Origin of the sequence: Hoeflea sp. TYP-13, assembly GCF_040932035.1 — a bacterium.
Taxonomy (GTDB): Bacteria; Pseudomonadota; Alphaproteobacteria; order Rhizobiales; family Rhizobiaceae; genus Hoeflea_A.
Genome location: NZ_JBFRBB010000005.1, coordinates 438,845 through 456,059, shown reverse-complemented (window position 1 = coordinate 456,059; position 17,215 = coordinate 438,845). Strand labels below are relative to the sequence as shown.

16 protein-coding genes are annotated in these 17,215 nt (G+C 58.7%); 9 read left to right on the top strand and 7 right to left on the bottom strand.

Translation table 11 applies throughout. The annotated features are described in order from the left end of the window. Position 1: 1 nt before the first annotated feature. Positions 2–571 (top strand): TetR/AcrR family transcriptional regulator, encoded by a 570-nt coding sequence (locus tag ABVT35_RS25200; protein WP_368470340.1) that lies wholly within the window; start codon positions 2–4, stop codon positions 569–571. Positions 572–579: 8 nt separating this feature from the next. On the opposite strand, the gene ABVT35_RS25195 is transcribed toward ABVT35_RS25200, so the two are convergent. From ABVT35_RS25195 to ABVT35_RS25180, 4 genes are read right to left on the bottom strand one after another with little or no spacing between them, the layout of a single operon-like run. Then, complete coding sequence (locus tag ABVT35_RS25195; RefSeq protein WP_368470339.1) at positions 580–1,710, bottom strand: ABC transporter permease; 1,131 nt, start codon at positions 1,708–1,710, stop codon at positions 580–582. A gap of 1 nt (position 1,711) precedes the next feature. Beyond that, the gene (locus ABVT35_RS25190; protein ID WP_368470338.1) at positions 1,712–2,662 is read right to left on the bottom strand and encodes an ABC transporter ATP-binding protein; all 951 of its coding nucleotides are present in this window, start codon (positions 2,660–2,662) and stop codon (positions 1,712–1,714) included. Then, positions 2,659–3,609, bottom strand: a complete 951-nt coding sequence (locus tag ABVT35_RS25185; protein WP_368470337.1) for an HlyD family secretion protein — start codon at positions 3,607–3,609, stop codon at positions 2,659–2,661. Before ABVT35_RS25185 ends, ABVT35_RS25190 begins: the two co-directional genes overlap by 4 nt. A 1-nt stretch (position 3,610) precedes the next feature. Then, positions 3,611–4,255: a TetR/AcrR family transcriptional regulator gene (locus ABVT35_RS25180; RefSeq protein ID WP_368470336.1), complete on the bottom strand. Its 645-nt coding sequence runs from the start codon at positions 4,253–4,255 to the stop codon at positions 3,611–3,613. Positions 4,256–4,541: 286 nt separating this feature from the next. Between ABVT35_RS25180 and ABVT35_RS25175 the strand changes: the two genes are divergently transcribed. Next, positions 4,542–5,438, top strand: coding sequence for a complex I NDUFA9 subunit family protein (locus tag ABVT35_RS25175; RefSeq protein ID WP_368470335.1), 897 nt, complete (start codon positions 4,542–4,544; stop codon positions 5,436–5,438). A gap of 99 nt (positions 5,439–5,537) precedes the next feature. Here the strand turns inward: ABVT35_RS25175 and ABVT35_RS25170 are convergent, their stop codons facing one another. Further along, entirely contained in the window at positions 5,538–6,764 is a 1,227-nt protein-coding gene (locus ABVT35_RS25170; RefSeq protein WP_368470334.1) for a ubiquinone biosynthesis hydroxylase, read from the bottom strand. A gap of 136 nt (positions 6,765–6,900) precedes the next feature. Here ABVT35_RS25170 and tesB point away from each other — a divergent pair, with 136 nt between their 5' ends. The 7 genes from tesB to ABVT35_RS25135 all read left to right on the top strand — a co-directional run bounded on the left by tesB (position 6,901) and on the right by ABVT35_RS25135 (position 15,747). Then, positions 6,901–7,767: an acyl-CoA thioesterase II gene (gene tesB / locus ABVT35_RS25165; RefSeq protein ID WP_368470333.1), complete on the top strand. Its 867-nt coding sequence runs from the start codon at positions 6,901–6,903 to the stop codon at positions 7,765–7,767. A gap of 307 nt (positions 7,768–8,074) precedes the next feature. Next, positions 8,075–8,413, top strand: a complete 339-nt coding sequence (locus ABVT35_RS25160) for a P-II family nitrogen regulator (RefSeq protein ID WP_368470332.1) — start codon at positions 8,075–8,077, stop codon at positions 8,411–8,413. A gap of 20 nt (positions 8,414–8,433) precedes the next feature. Continuing rightward, complete coding sequence (locus ABVT35_RS25155; protein ID WP_368470331.1) at positions 8,434–9,777, top strand: ammonium transporter; 1,344 nt, start codon at positions 8,434–8,436, stop codon at positions 9,775–9,777. Positions 9,778–10,041: 264 nt separating this feature from the next. Beyond that, positions 10,042–11,265, top strand: a complete 1,224-nt coding sequence (locus ABVT35_RS25150) for an ammonium transporter (RefSeq protein WP_368470329.1) — start codon at positions 10,042–10,044, stop codon at positions 11,263–11,265. Positions 11,266–11,533: 268 nt separating this feature from the next. Beyond that, positions 11,534–14,014 (top strand): DNA translocase FtsK 4TM domain-containing protein, encoded by a 2,481-nt coding sequence (locus ABVT35_RS25145; protein ID WP_368470453.1) that lies wholly within the window; start codon positions 11,534–11,536, stop codon positions 14,012–14,014. A 123-nt stretch (positions 14,015–14,137) separates the two neighbouring features. Beyond that, positions 14,138–14,797 carry an outer membrane lipoprotein carrier protein LolA gene (locus tag ABVT35_RS25140; protein ID WP_368470328.1) on the top strand — a complete coding sequence of 220 codons (660 nt, stop codon included), beginning with the start codon at positions 14,138–14,140 and terminating at the stop codon, positions 14,795–14,797. A gap of 137 nt (positions 14,798–14,934) precedes the next feature. After that, complete coding sequence (locus ABVT35_RS25135; RefSeq protein ID WP_368470326.1) at positions 14,935–15,747, top strand: exodeoxyribonuclease III; 813 nt, start codon at positions 14,935–14,937, stop codon at positions 15,745–15,747. 2 nt (positions 15,748–15,749) lie between these two features. Here the strand turns inward: ABVT35_RS25135 and ABVT35_RS25130 are convergent, their stop codons facing one another. Both ABVT35_RS25130 and ABVT35_RS25125 read right to left on the bottom strand, forming a co-directional pair. Next, complete coding sequence (locus ABVT35_RS25130) at positions 15,750–16,220, bottom strand: cyclic nucleotide-binding domain-containing protein (RefSeq protein ID WP_368470324.1); 471 nt, start codon at positions 16,218–16,220, stop codon at positions 15,750–15,752. A gap of 149 nt (positions 16,221–16,369) precedes the next feature. Beyond that, entirely contained in the window at positions 16,370–17,053 is a 684-nt protein-coding gene (locus ABVT35_RS25125) for a response regulator transcription factor (RefSeq protein ID WP_368470322.1), read from the bottom strand. Between the last annotated feature and the right edge of the window lie 162 nt (positions 17,054–17,215).

Here is a 17,215-nt window from a genome sequence, read left to right as displayed (position 1 = left end):
ATTGAGCAAACGCGGCGACAAACGGCGCCGTCAGTTGCTGGCGGCGGCTGCGAACCGGTTCTGGCATTTCGGATATGGCAGCACCAGCCTTGCCGATATTGCCAAGGACGCCGAAGTGCCGCTCGGCAATGTCTATTACTATTTCCGCACCAAGCAGGACATCGCCACCGGGGTGGCTGATATCTTCGTGCAGGAAACGCAGGCGATGCTGGAGGAGATATCGCAGGCGGAGGCCGATCCGCGCCGCCGGGTTCTCAATCTCCTGCGCAAACTTTCACAATCAAGCCGCAGCCGCGTTGAACACGGGTGTCCGATTGCACTGGCAGTGCGCGATTTTCGCATCGAGGCGCCCGATGCCTCCACACGCGCGGCCCAGTCCTTTGAGCTTCTGACAGGTTTCATCGGGCGCGAATTGCAGCGCACCGGTTCGCGACCGTCTGTGGCGCTCGCGAAAGCGCGTGAGATCGTCGTCGAATGGCAAGGCGGTATATCGCTCGCCCATGCACTGGGCGATGCGACAGTGCTTGCCGAAAGCTTCCGCCGGGCCGAGCAGCGGCTGGTGCAGGTCTAAGGCAACGCCTAGTCCAGCGTACGCTTGTAGCGCAGCATGGCAAGGATCGAGACAGCGGCAAGAATGATCAGCAGTGCCCTTATGTCGGGAACGATGTCGGAAAGATCAGCGCCCTTGAGCATGATCTTGCGGATGATGCGCATGAAATGGGTCGACGGGATGACCGTGCCTATGGCCTGGGCCCAGCCGGGCATTGCCGCAAAGGGGAACATGAAGCCGGACAGAAGGATCGACGGCAGCATGTAGAAGAACGACATCTGCATGGCCTGCATCTGGTTCTTGGCGACGGTCGAAAACAGGAAACCAAGCGCAAGATTGACGATGATGAAGATGTTGAGGCCGAGAAGAAACGGCATGAAAGGTCCGGCGAACGGTACGCTGAACACCCAGAATGCCAGGACGAAGAAGACACAGGTCTGCACATAGCCGATCACCACGTAGGGAATGATCTTGCCGAGCATGACTTCCGGCGCCCGCGCCGGCGTCGCAAGCAGGGTTTCCATGGTGCCGCGCTCGCTTTCGCGCACGATGGCGATTGCCGTGATCATCACCATGGTCATCGAAATGATGATGGCAAGCAGGCCCGGCACAATGTTGTAGCTTGTCTTGGCTGCCGGATTGTAGCGGGCATGGGCAATGACGGAAAAAGCATCCGCGGTGCCAGCCAGATAGGACAAAGGTCCGGTTGCCAGCGCGTTGATCGAATTTTGTGCAAGAACGGTCAGCGCCCTTGTCGCCGATCCGGACGTTGAAGGGTCGGATGCATCGGCGGCGACCAGCAGTGCGGGTTTTTCGCCGCGGATGATATCGCGCTCGAAATTTTCCGGGATGGTGACGACGAAATTGGCGTCTCCGGCTTTGAGGACCCGGTCCACCTCGCGGCTGTTGGCGACGGTCCCCTGGATATCGAAATAGGTGGATGTTTCCATTGACGCCAGGAAACGGCGCACAAACGGCCCGCTGTCATGGACTTCGACAAGGGTCGGCAGATGGCGCGGATCGGAGTTGATGGCGAATCCGAAAAGCATCAACTGCATGATCGGTATGGCAACCATCATGGCGAAGGTCATGCGGTCGCGCCGCATCTGGATGAATTCCTTCATCAAAATCGCCAGAAATCTGCTGACTGAGAAAACCATGTCAACCGGCCTTCTTTTCCGCGAAATTGTCGGTGGAACCGCTCATGAGATGAATGAAGACCTCTTCAAGGCCAGCCGGCTGATAGGCCCAACTGTAGCGATCGTCCTTCCTGAAAGGCTCAACGGCCTCTTCCAGCTTTTCGCGGTCCATGCCCGATACGTGCAGCGCCGAGCCGAAGCGGGCGACCTGCTCCACCCCCTCCTTGCCTTCGAGAGCCGCCGACAGGGTGGCAAGATCAGGCCCCTCGACGCGCCAGGTGTGAAGGCCGACCATTTCGGGGATTTTCTTTGCCGGGCCGTCGATCAGCTTTTCGCCATAGGCGATATAGGCGATGTTGTCGCACTGGATCGCCTCGTCCATGTAGTGGGTCGAGACCAGCACTGTCACGCCGGCATCCGACAGGCGGCGGATCTCGTCCCAGAAGTCACGGCGCGCCTTCGGGTCGACCCCGGCCGTCGGTTCGTCGAGCAGGAGCAGATCAGGCCCGTGCAGAAGGCATGCGGCAAGCGCCAGCCGCTGCTTCCAGCCGCCCGAAAGCTCACCGGCCTGCTGTTGGGACCGGTTGGCAAGACCAAGGTCTTCAAGCGCCTTGTCGACCTTTTCCTTGCGGTCCGGCACCCGGTACATGCGGGCCATGAAATCGAGGTTTTCGCGGATCGTCAGATCCTCATAAAGCGAGAATTTCTGCGTCATGTAGCCCACATGTTCCTTGATGTTGTCGGACTGGCGCAAAATGTCATAGCCGAGACAGCGGCCCGAGCCGGCGTCGGGGGTCAACAGGCCGCACAGCATGCGTATGGTCGTCGTCTTGCCGCTGCCGTTGGGGCCGAGGAAGCCGTATATGGCCCCCTTGGGGACGCGGATGTCGAATTTGTCGACGACGGTCTTGTCGCCGAATTTCTTGACCAGTCCCTCGACATCGATGACCGGCTCTTCTTCGGTGTTGCTCATTTTGCCGGCCTGACTTCAATCGGCTGGCCGGGAAGCAGTGTCGTCGGCCCGTCGGGCAGGGCCTCGGCCATGAAGACGAGCTTGGAGCGTTCCTCGAGGCTGTAGATGACCGGCGGCGTATATTCCGCCGAGGACGAGATGTAGGTGATGCGCGCCTTTATCGGCTCCTTGCAATTGTCGCAGCCGATCAGCACCTGTTGACCGATCGTCATATCCGCACGATCCGGCTCGCCGACATAGAACTGGAACTTGACCTCACCCGGCGGCAGGATTGAAACGACCGGCATTCCGGCAGAAACATATTCGCCCGGCAGAAAATAGGTCTGCTGCACATAGCCGCTGGCGGGCGCGGACAGTGACCGGTCCGAAAGATCGATGCGGGCGTTGTCGACTGCAAGTTCGGAGGATTTGACCGACTGGCGCGCCTCGTCGAGCTGTGCGCTTCTTGCCGGCAGGCGCGCGACCTTGAGCTGCGCGCGTTGCTGGGCGACCGTCGCGGCCGCCTGATCGAGTGTTGCGGCCGCCTGATCGAGCTGGCTCGGCGAGACGAAATCACTTACGGACAATTCCTTCGAACGCTCATAATCAGCCTTTGCAAGCGCAAAACTCGCTTCGGCATTGCGGAGCTGCTCCTCGATAACTTCCAGTTCTTCGGGCCGCTGTCCGGTGCTTTCGTCGATGAGTTTGGCGCGCGCCATCATCAGGTCGGCCTCGGCCTGGCCAAGAGCGACAAGCTGCTGATCATTGTCCAGCGTGAAGAGGTCCTGTCCGGCCACAACACTATCGCCGCGCGTGACGGAAAGGGTCTGCAGAATGCCGCTCTGCTTGGCGGCGACATAGACATATTCGCCTTCGACATAGCCGAAATAGATGTTGCCGGCGTCCTGATCGGCTCCAATGCCGAAGAAGGCCATGACGGCAATGAACCAGGCATAGATCGTGTTCATGTCAATCTCCTGTCTGCGGCTTCAAAAGGCCGTTCATGAGAATGTCGAGATGGCTTTCCAGGAATTCCTCAGTCGAAACCGGGGCGTCGCGGTCGATCTGGAATATCTGCCCGAGAATGAAATGAGCCAGCATCGGGCCCAGGACGTTGCGGATTGCGAGACGCGCGTTGACGGGGCGGAAATGGCCGGTTTCTATGCCCCTTTTCACGATCATTTCAAATGCGGCAATGCCCTTGTCGAGGACCTGTCTGCGATAGGTTTCGGCAAGGTGGGGGAAACGGCCCGCCTCCTGCAGAACGACGCGCGGCAGCGCCAGCGTCAGGGGGTCGGAAAGTCTCATCGTAATCACCGAAAAGATGGCCCTTAGCAGCTTTTCGGGATCTTCATTGGACGTTTCGACGAGCTCAAGCGTTCGTTCAGCCATCGGCGCAATCGCCCGGTTGACCAGGGATTCGAAGATGTCTTCCTTGCTAGAGAAATAGCGGTAGATGGCGCCCTTAGACAGGCCGGCCTCGCTGGCGATGTCCTCGACCTTGGTGGCGGCAAATCCGTTGCGGGCAAACATTTTCAGCGCGGCATCAAGGACTTCGTCCGGCCGTTCGTCGGCCCTGCGGCGCCATTTCGGTTCGGTTTCAGCATCATCCATGGTCGGCTTCCATAAGTAAATGACTGGTCATTTACTTATATGGTGTGTGAAACCCGAGTGTCAAGTCTGCTTGCGTATAGCCGAGGGGTTGCGCAGCGCTGTGGGCGCATGCCCGCGTTCGAATATCATGCGAACTGCGGCGTGATTATCGGCTGCGATGCGGACGAAGCGGCCATTTGGTTCATTGTCCCAGGGGCTGCGTCACAAAAGCCAGACGAATCGCAACACGCTGTGTTCGATCGCATAATAATGTGCGACGCTGAACTGCGGAGGATTGAACGCGCTGATGGCTGATCGTGAGGTGATTGTACTTGGCGGAACCGGGTTCCTTGGAAGGCGGGTGGTTCGCAAGCTGCAGGAGCATGGACATACCGTTGCTGTCGGAACGCGTTTTCCCGAAAAGATCGCTCAACTTTCCAACAATTGGGATCGTAAGGTCCGCCCGGTTCATGTCGACGTTCTGGATCATGACACCCTGAGCCGGGCCCTTTGCGGCGCAGCGGCGGTGATCAATTGCATCGGGCTTTATGTCGAAACGTGCGCAGAAACCTTCCGCAAAATACATGTGGATGCGGCGCGCAGCATTGCGGAGATCGTGAAGGCGGCTGGAGATTGTAAACTGATCCACATATCCGGGATCGGCGCATGTCGGAATTCTCCTTCAGCATATGTCCGCGCTCGGGCTGAGGGCGAAGAGGAGTTACGCATCATCTGTCCGAAAGCAATCATCCTGCGGCCGAGTGTCATGTTCAGCCGTGACGGAGCCTTTTTCGGTGATCTCGATGCGATCGTCCAGCGGCTTCCTGTAGTGCCACTTTTCGGCACTGGCGGCACGCGGCTTCAGCCCGTCCACGTTGACGACGTCGCCGAGGCTGCCTGTCGTGTTCTCGATCAGGACGAATCAACCGGCGCAGTGTTTGACCTGGGCGGGCCTGAGGTGTTTACATACCGAGAGATTCTGAACCGGCTCGCCGCACGCGCCGGTCGGCGTCGGCTGTTCCTGCCGGTGCCATTTATGGTCTGGCGAACCCTTGCTATCTTGGCAAATCTGCTGCCGAACCCACCACTGACACCCGGGCAGGTTGCCCTGATGCAGAAGGACAACATAGTTGGCGATGACGTTGCAACGTTCGCCGACCTGTCAATTGTGCCACGCTCCGCCATTGCAATGAATCTGGTCTGATCAGAAGTGTACAGTAAGCGACCATATCTCAATACGGGCATGTGAAAATTGCGCTCCAAGCGGACCTGCAGTCCCTGAGAAATCAGCCGGTCCGGCGCCCTAGATCGCCTCGCCGCGCAGCAGCCGCGGGCCATCGGGGCCGGCGAGGCCGGATGCCTGGCGGATAAAGAATGATTTGAGCGGCGGCATGCGGTCGACGAGGCCGAGACCGAAATCGCGGAGCGCCCGCACCGGCGTGAAATCGTTGGAGAAGAGCCGGTTCAACACATCGCTCGTCACGCCCATCTGGAACGTGTCGAAACGGCGCCAGATCTGATAGCGCTCAAGCACCGAGAACGAGCCGATATCAAGACCGAGCCGGTCAGCCTCGACAATCGTTTCTGCCAATGCCGCGACATCGCGGAAACCCATATTGAGGCCCTGGCCGGCAATTGGATGAATGCCGTGGGCGGCATCGCCGGCAAGGGCAAGGCGCGGGCGCACGAATTCGCGCGCCAGCGTAAGGCCGAGCGGATAGGAGCGCCGCCCGCCGGCCAGTTCCAGCGTGCCGAGCTTATGGCCGAAACGGCGCTCGAGTTCGGCCTCGAATACGAGATCGTCCTCTTCGACGAGCTTTTCAGCGTCCTCCGTCCGTTCCGTCCACACCAGAGAAGAACGATTATTGGTCAGCGGTAAAATGGCAAAGGGACCGGCCGGCAGGAAATGCTCTTCCGCGCGGCCATTGTGCGGGCGTTCATGCGAAACGGTCGTGACGATGCCGGACTGGCCGTAGGACCAGTGGACCGTCTTGATGCCGGCCATGTCGCGAAGCTTCGAGCGAACACCGTCGGCAGCGATGAGCAGGCGCGCCGAGAGGGTGCGTCCGTCGCCAAGCGCGATGCGCGTGTCGGTATCGCCGGTTTCAAACCCGGTGACCGTCGTGCCCTGTTCGATTGTTATACCGAGCTCATCGGCACCTTTTCGAAGCGCACCGACGAGCACGTGGTTCGGTACCATATGGGCAAAGGGTTCGCCCGGCGTCACCTCGCCGTCAAACGTCAGAAAGACCGGACGAACCGGATCAGAGGTGCGCGAATCGGTGACGATCATGTCGGTGATCGGTTGCGCTTCGGGAAGGATGTCCTTCCAAAGGCCCATCCGGGTGAGCATGCGGCTGGCGCCCGCGGCAATGGCCGAAGCACGCTGATCCTTGCGCCAGACATCCGCCGGGGCCGCGTCGATCACGCGGATATTCATGCGGGGCGCGGCCGATTTGATTGCAACGGCCGCGGCAATGCCGACATAGCCGCCGCCGGCCACAACAATATCGAGTTTTTCGTCTGTCACGCTTTAATCCTCTGACGGGTATGCCCGATTGCGCGGCTCCAATAACCTTCGCCTCTTGCGGTAGGCCGGGCCGTCCCTATAAGACGGATCATATAGGCCCGCCCGCCGAACAAAAAGACCCAACAGGAGTTTCAATATGTCGCGCGCCATGGAAAATTTGCTGGCTATCCTGGATCTTGAGCGTCTCGAGCAGGACCTCTATCGGGGAAACAGTCCGAAATCGGGATGGCAGCGTGTTTTCGGCGGCCAGGTGATCGCCCAGGCGCTTGTCGCGGCGCAGCGCACAATCGCCGACGACCGGTTTGTGCATTCCCTGCATTCCTATTTCATGCGGCCGGGCGATCCTGAGGTTCCGATCATCTACGAGGTCGACCGGATCCGCGACGGCGCCAGCTTCAATACCAGGCGGGTCGTTGCCATCCAGCACGGCAAAGCCATCTTTTCGCTCTCCGCATCGTTCCAGCGTGATGAGCCAGGCCTCGACCATCAGATCGACATGCCCGATGTTGCCGCGCCGGAGGCGCTTTTCGGCGAGGCGGACCTGAAGGAGAAATTCCTCAAGAATGCGCCGGAAAATGTCCGCCGCTACTGGGAGCGGGAGCGCCCCATCGAGATGCGGCCCGTTTCGCTAACCCACTATATCTCGCCGGAAAAGCTGGCGCCGCTTCAAAATATCTGGGTGCGGGCCAATGGCGTCGTTCCGGATGACCGCCGCATTCAGGCGGCGGTGCTTGCGTATCTTTCCGACATGACGCTGCTCGACACGTCGCTGTTTGCCCACGGGCTCTCTGTCTGGTCTGGCAAGATCCAGGCTGCAAGTCTCGATCATTCCATGTGGTTCCATAGAAACTGCCTGCTCGATGACTGGCTGCTTTATGCACAGGACAGCCCCAGCACCAGCGGTGCCAGGGGCCTCAATCGCGGAGGGCTATATACCCGCGAGGGCGTGCTCATCGCCTCGGTTGCCCAGGAAGGGTTGATCCGGCAGCGCAAGAAAGACTAAAAAATAGGCAATGCTTATATCTTGCACTATTTTTGTGCGATTCGGGTGCCTGGAATATAAGCACCCAGTCGGTCTTCTATAATTATTCCATAAATATCAACGTCTTAGCAGGCGTTTGTCCAAACTGGCACGATCCTTGATTGGTCTTAGGCAGAGCTAATGACCAATGCGCAAGGGTCGGGGGCTCCACCGTGCCTGATCTCGCCAGATTCCGGCGTTTACGGCGCGGCACCAAAAACGGAGCCGGTCGGCGAACAGGCTGAAGACCTCAGCCCTGCGCCACGGCCGAAGAGAGGATGAAAGCGGGATGAAAATCGTAATGGCAATCATCAAGCCGTTCAAACTGGACGAGGTGCGCGAGGCCCTGACCGAAGTCGGTATCCAGGGCCTGACCGTCACCGAGGTCAAGGGATACGGCCGCCAGAAGGGACACACGGAAATCTATCGCGGCACCGAGTATGCCGTGGCGTTTTTGCCGAAACTCAAACTCGAAATCGCCGTTTCGGCGGATGTGGTCGATCGCGCCATCGAGGCAATCTCGGGCGCTGCGAAAACCGGACAGATCGGCGACGGCAAAATCTTTGTCTGCGATCTGGAACAGGTCATGCGCATTCGTACGGGCGAAACCGGCGCCGACGCGCTTTGAGTATCAAGGAGACAAACAAGATGAAATTTTCTTCAATCCTGAAGCCGGGCGCAGCCATAGCGATAACCGGTCTCTTGACAATGCCGGCGCTTGCCCAGGAGACGGAAGCACCGTCCGTGGTGCCGACGCACACCGTCTTCATTCTCAATACGCTTTTGTTCGTGGTCTCCGGCTTTCTGGTGATGTGGATGGCGGCGGGCTTTGCCATGCTGGAGGCCGGCCTTGTGCGCTCCAAGAATGTTTCCATGCAGCTGACAAAAAACATATCGCTCTTTTCGATCGCCGCGATCATGTACTATCTCATCGGCTTCAACCTGATGTATCCGGGCGATGCCTGGTCGATTACCGGCGTCCTCGGTGCCTTCGGCGTCACCGTACTGGAGCCGGCAGGCGTCGCACCTGACAGCGTCAAGGATCTTGCCTATGCCGCCGTCGGATCGGACTTCTTCTTCCAGCTCATGTTCTGCGCGACAACCGCGTCGATCGTCTCGGGCACGCTGGCAGAACGCATCAAGCTGTGGCCGTTCCTGGTTTTCACGGTGGTTCTGACCGGTATCCTCTATCCCATCCAGGCATCGTGGAAATGGGGTGGCGGCTTCCTTGATTCGCAGCTCGGTTTTCTCGACTTTGCCGGTTCGACCGTGGTTCACTCAGTCGGCGGCTGGGCAGCGCTTACCGGCGCGCTCATTCTCGGCGCGCGCAAGGGAAAGTACGGCTCGAATGGCGAAATTCACCCGATCCCCGGCTCCAACATGCCGCTGGCAACGCTCGGCACCTTCATCCTGTGGCTCGGCTGGTTCGGCTTCAACGGCGGCTCACAACTTGCAGCCGGATCCGTCGGTGATGTTGCAGATGTTTCGCGGATCTTTGCCAACACCAATGCCGGTGCCGCCGGCGGCGCGGTTGCGGCACTGCTGCTGACCCAGATCATATACAAGAAGGTCGATATCACCATGATCCTCAACGGCGCTCTTGCCGGGCTGGTCTCGATCACGGCCGAACCGCTGACCCCGTCACTCGGCGTTGCAACGCTGATCGGCGCTGCCGGCGGTCTCATCGTGGTCTTTTCCGTTCCAATGCTCGACAAGCTCAAGATCGACGATGTGGTCGGCGCCATCCCGGTTCATCTTCTGGCCGGCATCTGGGGCACCTTCGCGGTGATCTTCACCAACAGCGAAGCGACACTCTACGGCCAGGTTGCTTCGATCATCATTGTCGGCGTCTTCATGATCGTCACATCGGGTGTCCTGTGGCTGGTGCTCAATGCGGTTATGGGCCTGCGGGTCAGCGACGAAGAGGAACTGGTCGGGCTCGACAAGGCGGAGATCGGTATCGAAGCCTATCCCGAGTTTACCAAGATCTGACCGACCTGTGACGGATCAGATCATCTTCGCGCCACTTGGGGCCCGTTCGCGGGCCCCTTTTTTGTCGGGCGCACAGATGGGCAGGATCTGAACGGAAGGGCGGAAACTGCCCATGAAATCGGCAGTATCGCCCTGATGTGCTGAAAAAACAGGCAAATGCCCATCAATTGGAAGGCCCTGCCTACGAAAACGGCAGGGTTTTCCGGATTGGCACGAAAATTGACTCCATCCGGCTAAGCATTCATTTGAAACGGAGTCATTTCCATGGATCAGTCACAAATCGGCGGTGACGTATTTTTCGTGCTTCTGGGCGCGATACTCGTATTTGCAATGCATGGCGGGTTCGCCTTTCTGGAGGTTGGCACCGTCCGCCACAAGAGCCAGGTCAATGCCCTCGTCAAAATCCTGGCGGATTTCGCCATCTCGACGATCAGTTATTTCTTTGTCGGCTTTGCCGTTGCCTATGGGGTGACATTTTTCGTCAACGCAGCTGTCTTGTCCGGTGCGGAAGGCGGCGAGATTTTCCTGCCGCAGGGCTTCACGCTCGTCAAATTCTTCTTTCTGACCACATTTGCAGCAGCCATTCCGGCGATCATTTCCGGCGGTATAGCCGAGCGTATGCGCTTTCAGCCGCAGTGTTTTGCAACCGTTGCGCTGGTCGGGCTGGTTTATCCCTTCTTTGAAGGGATCGTCTGGAACGGCAATTTCGGCTTCCAGGCGGCAATGGAGAATGCTTTTGGCGCCCCGTTTCATGATTTTGCCGGTTCAATCGTCGTTCACGCCGTCGGCGGGTGGATCGCCCTGCCGGCGGTCATTCTCCTGGGCTCGCGCCTCGGCCGGTATACAAAGTCGGGCGCATCCCACCCGTTTCCGCCATCATCCATTCCGTGGCTTGCCCTTGGTTCGTGGCTGCTTTGTGTTGGCTGGTTCGGCTTTAACGTCATGAGCGCGCAGTCGGTGGGCGGGGCAACGGGCCTTGTCGCCCTCAATTCACTGATGGCGATGGTCGGCGGCATTGTCGTTGCGCTGATTATCGGGCGCAACGACCCGGGCTTCGTTCACAATGGCGCACTTGCCGGCCTCGTGGCGGTTTGTGCGGGTTCTGATGTTTTTCACCCAATCGGCGCGCTGATTGTCGGCGGTGCCGCCGGATTGCTGTTTGTCAAAGGTTTTCACTGGTGTCAGGAACGGCTGAAGGTCGACGATGTTCTTGGCGTATGGCCACTGCACGGGCTGTGCGGGCTGTGGGGCGGCATTGCTTGCGGTATTTTCGGTCTCGAGGCGCTTGGCGGCATTGGCGGCGTATCGCCGACCGTCCAGCTTATCGGATCAGTCATCGGCGCTCTCTACGCGGTTGTCGGCGGCTTTGTGGTTTACGGGCTTTTGGACCGTGTCGTCGGTTTGCGTATGGTGGAAGAGGAGGAACTGCGCGGTGCGGATCTTTCCATTCACAAGATCGGTGCCAATCCGGAAGCGGAAATCCGCTAAAACTCCCGTCCCGTCGGCGATCATAAGCAAATCGGCCGCCTTCGCCCAAACGATGGCGGCCGATTTATGTCGATGGTTAATGCGCCATTAACTCCACCTCACATAAAATCGCCGCGATTGTGAGCGGTTTTTCCGCCCGTATGCGTATTCGAGTTGGAGCGTAGCAATGCAGTCAAGCAGTCCACTGGCGTTTGGCAGTCAATTCCTACCCAGTTTCAGGATTCCGGGGTTTCTCAAAAGGCCGCTCAAGCTGGTGCTTGGCCTGTCCATGCTGGCCAGCCTGATAATGGCGGTCGCGGCATTGGCCACGTGGAACGTGGAAGATCCGAGCTTTTCCTACGCGACCGGCAATACGCCATTCAATGCGCTTGGCTTTGGCGGCGCCGCCTTTGCCGATGCCACCATGCAGTTTTTTGGACTGTCCGGTATCGTTGCCCTGCTGCCCCTGGTCACCTGGGGCGTGTTTTTGATTCGCAACCGCCCGGTCAACCGTGTTGCCACCCGGCTTGCCGCCTGGCTCGGCGGTGCGGTTTTGTTTGCCTCGGTCTTTGCCTGCGTGCCGGCACCGGACCAGTGGCCGTTGCCCACGGGCCTGGGTGGCGTGTTCGGCGATATGATCCTGAAAATGCCCTCCGTGCTGATTGGCGACTATCCGTCGGGTATTCTCGCGGTGGTGCTGGCGCTTGCGCTCGCCATTCCAGCCTGCTGGCTGACGATGTTCGGTGCGCTGCTGATTGCAACTCCCGAAGCACAAGCCCCGGCAAAAGCCCGCAAGGCGAAGATCAGTCGGGCTGCCGATCAGGATGAAGCTGCCGACGAAGAAGAAACCGAGCGCAGCTTTGCCGGCGCGCTGGTTCTCGGCGCCATTACACATATGTGGCTGACCGGAAGGGCGCATTATCGCCGTATGACCGGCAAGGTTGCCGATCCATGGTCGGTGAAGCCTGAAGAGCCCTATGATTTCAACGAGGAAGAATTCAGCGGCCTGAATGGCAATGGGCGCGTTGAGCCGGAGTTTTCGGCCGGTGGCGCGCGGCGGCAGACGCTTGACGACGACGCTCCGCCCTTTGACGTTGATGACGGCCACGATCCGGCAGCCGACTGGGCGCCACAGCCCGCGCCGTCGCGGGGGGCCGACGTGATCGACCAGAAACGGGTCGTGCCGCAAGCCAAGCGACCGGCGCCCGGATCACGGGTCCAGCGCGAGGCGCAGACCTCGATGATCAAGTCGAATGGTTTCGAGCTACCGCCACTGCATCTGCTTGCCGACGCGAAAAACGTCACCAAGGATCCGAGTCTTTCGGCCGATGCGCTGGAACAGAATGCGCGCATGCTCGAAGGTGTGCTTGAGGATTTCGGCGTGCGCGGCGAAATAATCCAGGTTCGCCCGGGGCCGGTCGTCACCCTCTATGAGCTGGAGCCGGCACCAGGCATCAAATCCTCACGCGTCATCGGTCTTGCCGACGATATCGCCCGCTCGATGAGCGCCATTGCCGCGCGTGTCGCGGTCGTGCCGGGACGCAACGCCATCGGTATCGAACTGCCCAATCAGGGCCGTGAGACGGTCTATCTGAAGGAACTGCTTTCAAGCCGCGATTTCGAATCGAGTAAGGCCAAGCTGGCGCTTTCGCTGGGCAAGACCATCGGCGGCGAATCGGTCATCGCCGATCTTGCCAAGATGCCGCATCTGCTTGTTGCGGGCACCACCGGCTCCGGTAAATCGGTTGCCATCAACACCATGATCCTGTCGATCGTCTACCGGTTGCCGCCGGAAAAATGCCGGCTGATCATGATCGATCCGAAAATGCTGGAACTGTCTGTCTATGACGGCATTCCGCATCTTCTGACGCCCGTTGTGACCGATCCGAAAAAGGCGGTGGTCGCACTCAAATGGACCGTGCGGGAGATGGAAGACCGCTACAAGAAGATGTCCAAGATCGGCGTGCGCAATATTGACGGCTTCAACACCCGTGTGGAGCAGGCGCGCAAGAAGGGTGACGCGATTACCCGCACCGTGCAGACCGGCTTCGACCGCGAGACCGGCGAAGCCGTCTATGAGACCGAGGAATTCGACCTCAGCCCGATGCCCTATATCGTCGTAATTATCGACGAGATGGCCGACCTGATGATGGTGGCCGGCAAGGACATCGAGGGTGCGGTCCAGAGACTGGCCCAGATGGCCCGTGCCGCCGGTATCCACGTGATCATGGCGACGCAGCGTCCGTCGGTTGACGTCATCACGGGTACGATCAAGGCCAACTTCCCGACGCGCATCTCCTTCCAGGTCACCTCGAAGATCGATTCGCGCACCATTTTGGGTGAACAGGGCGCAGAACAGCTGCTCGGCATGGGCGATATGCTCTATATGGCCGGCGGCGGCCGCATCCAGCGTGTCCACGGCCCCTTTGTCGCCGACGGCGAGGTCGAAGAGATCGTCAGCTTCCTGAAAGCGCAAGGCGTGCCGGAATATCTCGATGCCATTACCGAAGATACCGACGAAGACGGTTCCGAGGGCGGCGGCGGATCGGCGGGAAATCTCGGAGAATCGGCCGATCCATACGACCAGGCCGTTGCCGTGGTGCTGCGCGATGGCAAAGCTTCCACCTCCTATATCCAGCGCCGGCTCGGCATCGGCTACAACAGGGCCGCCTCGCTGATCGAACGGATGGAAGAGGAAGGGGTCATCGGACCTGCCAACCATGCGGGCAAACGCGAGATTCTGGTGCCGACGGAAGAAGACGTGTTGTAGGAAGGTCGATGCGGAAACCGGACAGGCTTCGGGTATAATAGGCGCGGGTTCACCACACTCGTGCCGCAGTTACAGAACATAGCTTCCTGAAGCAAAACGCGCTTCAGTTATCAGGAAAACCAAATGCGCCAGACAACTTCACCGGCCCGATCAGGCTCCATATCCAGACGCTCAGTCCTGAGCGGATTGTGCGCGGCTGCGGCCACGGGTCTCTTTTTCAGCCTTGCGGCGCCCGATGCGCAGGCACAGGACCCGACAGCCCAGAAAATTGCCGATCATTTTTCCAAGGTCCGTTCCATGACCGGCGAATTCGTCCAGTTCGGTCCGAGCGGCCAGCAGACGGGCGGCAAGTTTTTCATCGAACGCCCCGGCAAGCTGCGTTTCAATTATGAGCCGCCGTCACCGGTCCGGGTCATCGCGGACGGCAAGACCGTGGTGATCGGCAACAGAAAACTGCGGACCTGGGACATTTATCCGCTGTCCAAGACGCCGCTGAAGCTGCTCCTGGCAGACCGTATCAACCTCGACGGCAAGATGGTGAAATCGGTGCGTGTCGAGCCGGATTTGACGACAATCATTCTGGGTGACAAATCGATTTTCGGAAAATCGACCATCACACTGATGTTCGATTCCAAGACCTACGAATTGCGGCAGTGGACCATTACCGATGCCCAGGGCAAAGGCACAACCGTGATGATTTTCAACGTCCAGACGGATGTGAAATTCGCCGACAATGTCTTCAAGGTTCCCTACGACCAGGTGCATTCGTCGGATAATCGTTAGGATATCCACGCAAATCACACCGTAAGTTGTGATATCCGGGCCAACCGCAGGGTTTTGCGGCTGAACCTTTGCGCGCGGCGATATATCGTTCCGGCAAACGATTCGGGTCTTGCCGAACATAACTGCCGGAGGGATATGTGACGGATTTTTCCATCGCAACATGGAACATCAACTCTGTGCGGCTGCGCCTGCCGCTGGTTTTGTCCCTGCTTGAGGACCATTCGCCGGACATATTGTGCCTGCAGGAGACGAAGTGCCCGAACGGCTCATTTCCGGATAGCGAGCTGCGAAAAAGCGGCTACGAACATATCGAGATCCATGGCCAGAAGGGCTATCACGGCGTTGCCATTATATCCAAGCTGCCGCTGGTGAACGTGCAGCGCAGGGATTTCTGCAACATGGGCGATACGCGCCACATTTCGGCTGTCGCGCAGGCGGGCGGGCGCTCCATCCGCATACACAATTTCTATGTGCCGGCGGGTGGTGACGAGCCGAACCGTGAAATCAATCCGAAATTTGCCCACAAGCTCGATTTCCTGGAAGAAATGAAGACGCTGCATTCGGAAATGGAACGCGGCGACGGCGTGTCCTCCATCCTCGTCGGCGATCTGAATATCGCACCGCTCGAAACCGATGTGTGGTCACACAAACAGCTCTTGAAGGTGGTCAGTCATACGCCGATTGAGACCGACGGGCTTAACGAAGTACAGGCCAAGGGCGCCTGGGTCGACCTGATGCGCCAGCACATTCCGCCGGAAGAAAAAATCTTTACATGGTGGAGCTACAGGGCGCGCGACTGGGACATTTCGGACCGGGGCCGCCGTCTCGACCATATCTGGTCCTCGGCGGATCTGTCGCCGGCACTGTCGGATATTACCGTCATGCGTGAGGCTCGCGGCTGGGAGCGCCCGTCGGACCATGTTCCGGTCTTTGCCCGCTTCAGCCTGTAAACTTACGTCGAACCGGGCTCTTCGAAACGCGGCGACAGCTTGGTGATTTCATCGAGCATGACCGCAAGGTTGCGTTTTATCCGGTCGCTGAACATTTTGGCGATCTCGGGATATTCCTCCATCATGCGGCGGAACATCGGCCGGTGTATGCGCATGACCTCGCTGTCTTCTTCCGCCATAGCCGTTACCTTCCGGTTGGCGGATGAAATGATCGCGAGTTCGCCAAGCAGGTCGCCGACATCGGCCTCGCCTACCTGGACGGGCTTTCCCTTGCGGTCGCGTTGCATCAGCTTGAAGTGGCCGGACATGACAACAAAGGCGCAATCGGCGCTGGAGCCCTCATGAAACAGGGGACGGTTTTTGGCGACTTTCTTGCGCTCCGAGCCAAAAGCGATGAGCCGCAGCATCTCGTCGTTGAAATCCTCGAACAGGGGAACCTTGGAAAGCAGGGTTATATCGTCGGTCAGGGCCATCTGGCGCAAACAGCTCCATTTTGAGAATTCGGCGGAACCGGGAAACCGAAGACACACCGGGTGCGAATTTTGAGCCGCACACGGTGTCTTGTTCCATTGTCAGACATTGGAATTTTCCGAAAACCGGTATCCATTTTTCGGATCTTTCCTCAGGGGATGATCTTGTAGCCGCCGCTTTCGGTGACGAGGATTTCCGCATTCGACGGATCGCGCTCGATCTTCTGCCGCAGCCGGTAGACATGGGTTTCAAGCGTATGGGTCGTCACGCCTGAATTGTAGCCCCAGACCTCCTCCAGAAGGACATCGCGGGTGACCACTTTTTCGTCGGCACGGTAGAGATAGCGGATAATTGCCGATTCCTTTTCGGTCAGCCGGATTTTCGAACCCTTATCGTCGACAAGAAGTTTCTGGCTCGGCTTGAACGTGTATGGACCAACGGTGAAAGTCGCGTCTTCGCTCTGCTCGTGCTGGCGCAGCTGCGCGCGAACGCGGGCCAGAAGAACGGCAAAGCGGAATGGTTTCGTGACATAGTCATTGGCGCCGGCTTCCAGACCCAAAATTGTGTCTGAATCGGTATCGTGACCGGTGAGCATGATGATCGGCGCCTTGAAGCCGCCCTTACGAAGCAGTTTCACGGCCTCACGGCCATCCATGTCCGGCAGGCCGACATCCATGATCAACAGATCGATGTGGTTGCCGCGGGCAGCCTGAATGCCCTTTGTCGCCGAAGATTCCTCAATGATGGAAAACTCCTCATAGAGCGAGAGTTGTTCAACAAGTGTTTCCCGAAGGTCATCGTCATCATCGACGAGAAGGATGGTTCTGGCTGTCATGCAATCCCTCCAAATGCGAATGTGCTGGTTTTCGTCATTGGCTCTATTTAGTCCTGTTCACCTCAATGTAAAAGTACTCTACACGCCAAGCACACTCAGCTGTGATCCCGGAGATCAAAACGTGATTAACAAGATAAACAAGGATTGCGGCAAAAGCCATGC

What these genes read in the sequence shown, in the direction of transcription:
- ABVT35_RS25195 (WP_368470339.1), bottom strand. Translation starts at nt 1,710, where the DNA reads ATGGTTTTCTCAGTCAGCAGATTTCTGGCGATTTTGATGAAGGAATTC.
- ABVT35_RS25190 (WP_368470338.1), bottom strand. Translation starts at nt 2,662, where the DNA reads ATGAGCAACACCGAAGAAGAGCCGGTCATCGATGTCGAGGGACTGGTC.
- ABVT35_RS25185 (WP_368470337.1), bottom strand. Translation starts at nt 3,609, where the DNA reads ATGAACACGATCTATGCCTGGTTCATTGCCGTCATGGCCTTCTTCGGC.
- ABVT35_RS25180 (WP_368470336.1), bottom strand. Translation starts at nt 4,255, where the DNA reads ATGGATGATGCTGAAACCGAACCGAAATGGCGCCGCAGGGCCGACGAA.
- ABVT35_RS25175 (WP_368470335.1), top strand. Translation starts at nt 4,542, where the DNA reads ATGGCTGATCGTGAGGTGATTGTACTTGGCGGAACCGGGTTCCTTGGA.
- tesB (WP_368470333.1), top strand. Translation starts at nt 6,901, where the DNA reads ATGTCGCGCGCCATGGAAAATTTGCTGGCTATCCTGGATCTTGAGCGT.
- ABVT35_RS25160 (WP_368470332.1), top strand. Translation starts at nt 8,075, where the DNA reads ATGAAAATCGTAATGGCAATCATCAAGCCGTTCAAACTGGACGAGGTG.
- ABVT35_RS25155 (WP_368470331.1), top strand. Translation starts at nt 8,434, where the DNA reads ATGAAATTTTCTTCAATCCTGAAGCCGGGCGCAGCCATAGCGATAACC.
- ABVT35_RS25150 (WP_368470329.1), top strand. Translation starts at nt 10,042, where the DNA reads ATGGATCAGTCACAAATCGGCGGTGACGTATTTTTCGTGCTTCTGGGC.
- ABVT35_RS25145 (WP_368470453.1), top strand. Translation starts at nt 11,534, where the DNA reads ATGCTGGCCAGCCTGATAATGGCGGTCGCGGCATTGGCCACGTGGAAC.
- ABVT35_RS25140 (WP_368470328.1), top strand. Translation starts at nt 14,138, where the DNA reads ATGCGCCAGACAACTTCACCGGCCCGATCAGGCTCCATATCCAGACGC.
- ABVT35_RS25130 (WP_368470324.1), bottom strand. Translation starts at nt 16,220, where the DNA reads ATGGCCCTGACCGACGATATAACCCTGCTTTCCAAGGTTCCCCTGTTC.
- ABVT35_RS25125 (WP_368470322.1), bottom strand. Translation starts at nt 17,053, where the DNA reads ATGACAGCCAGAACCATCCTTCTCGTCGATGATGACGATGACCTTCGG.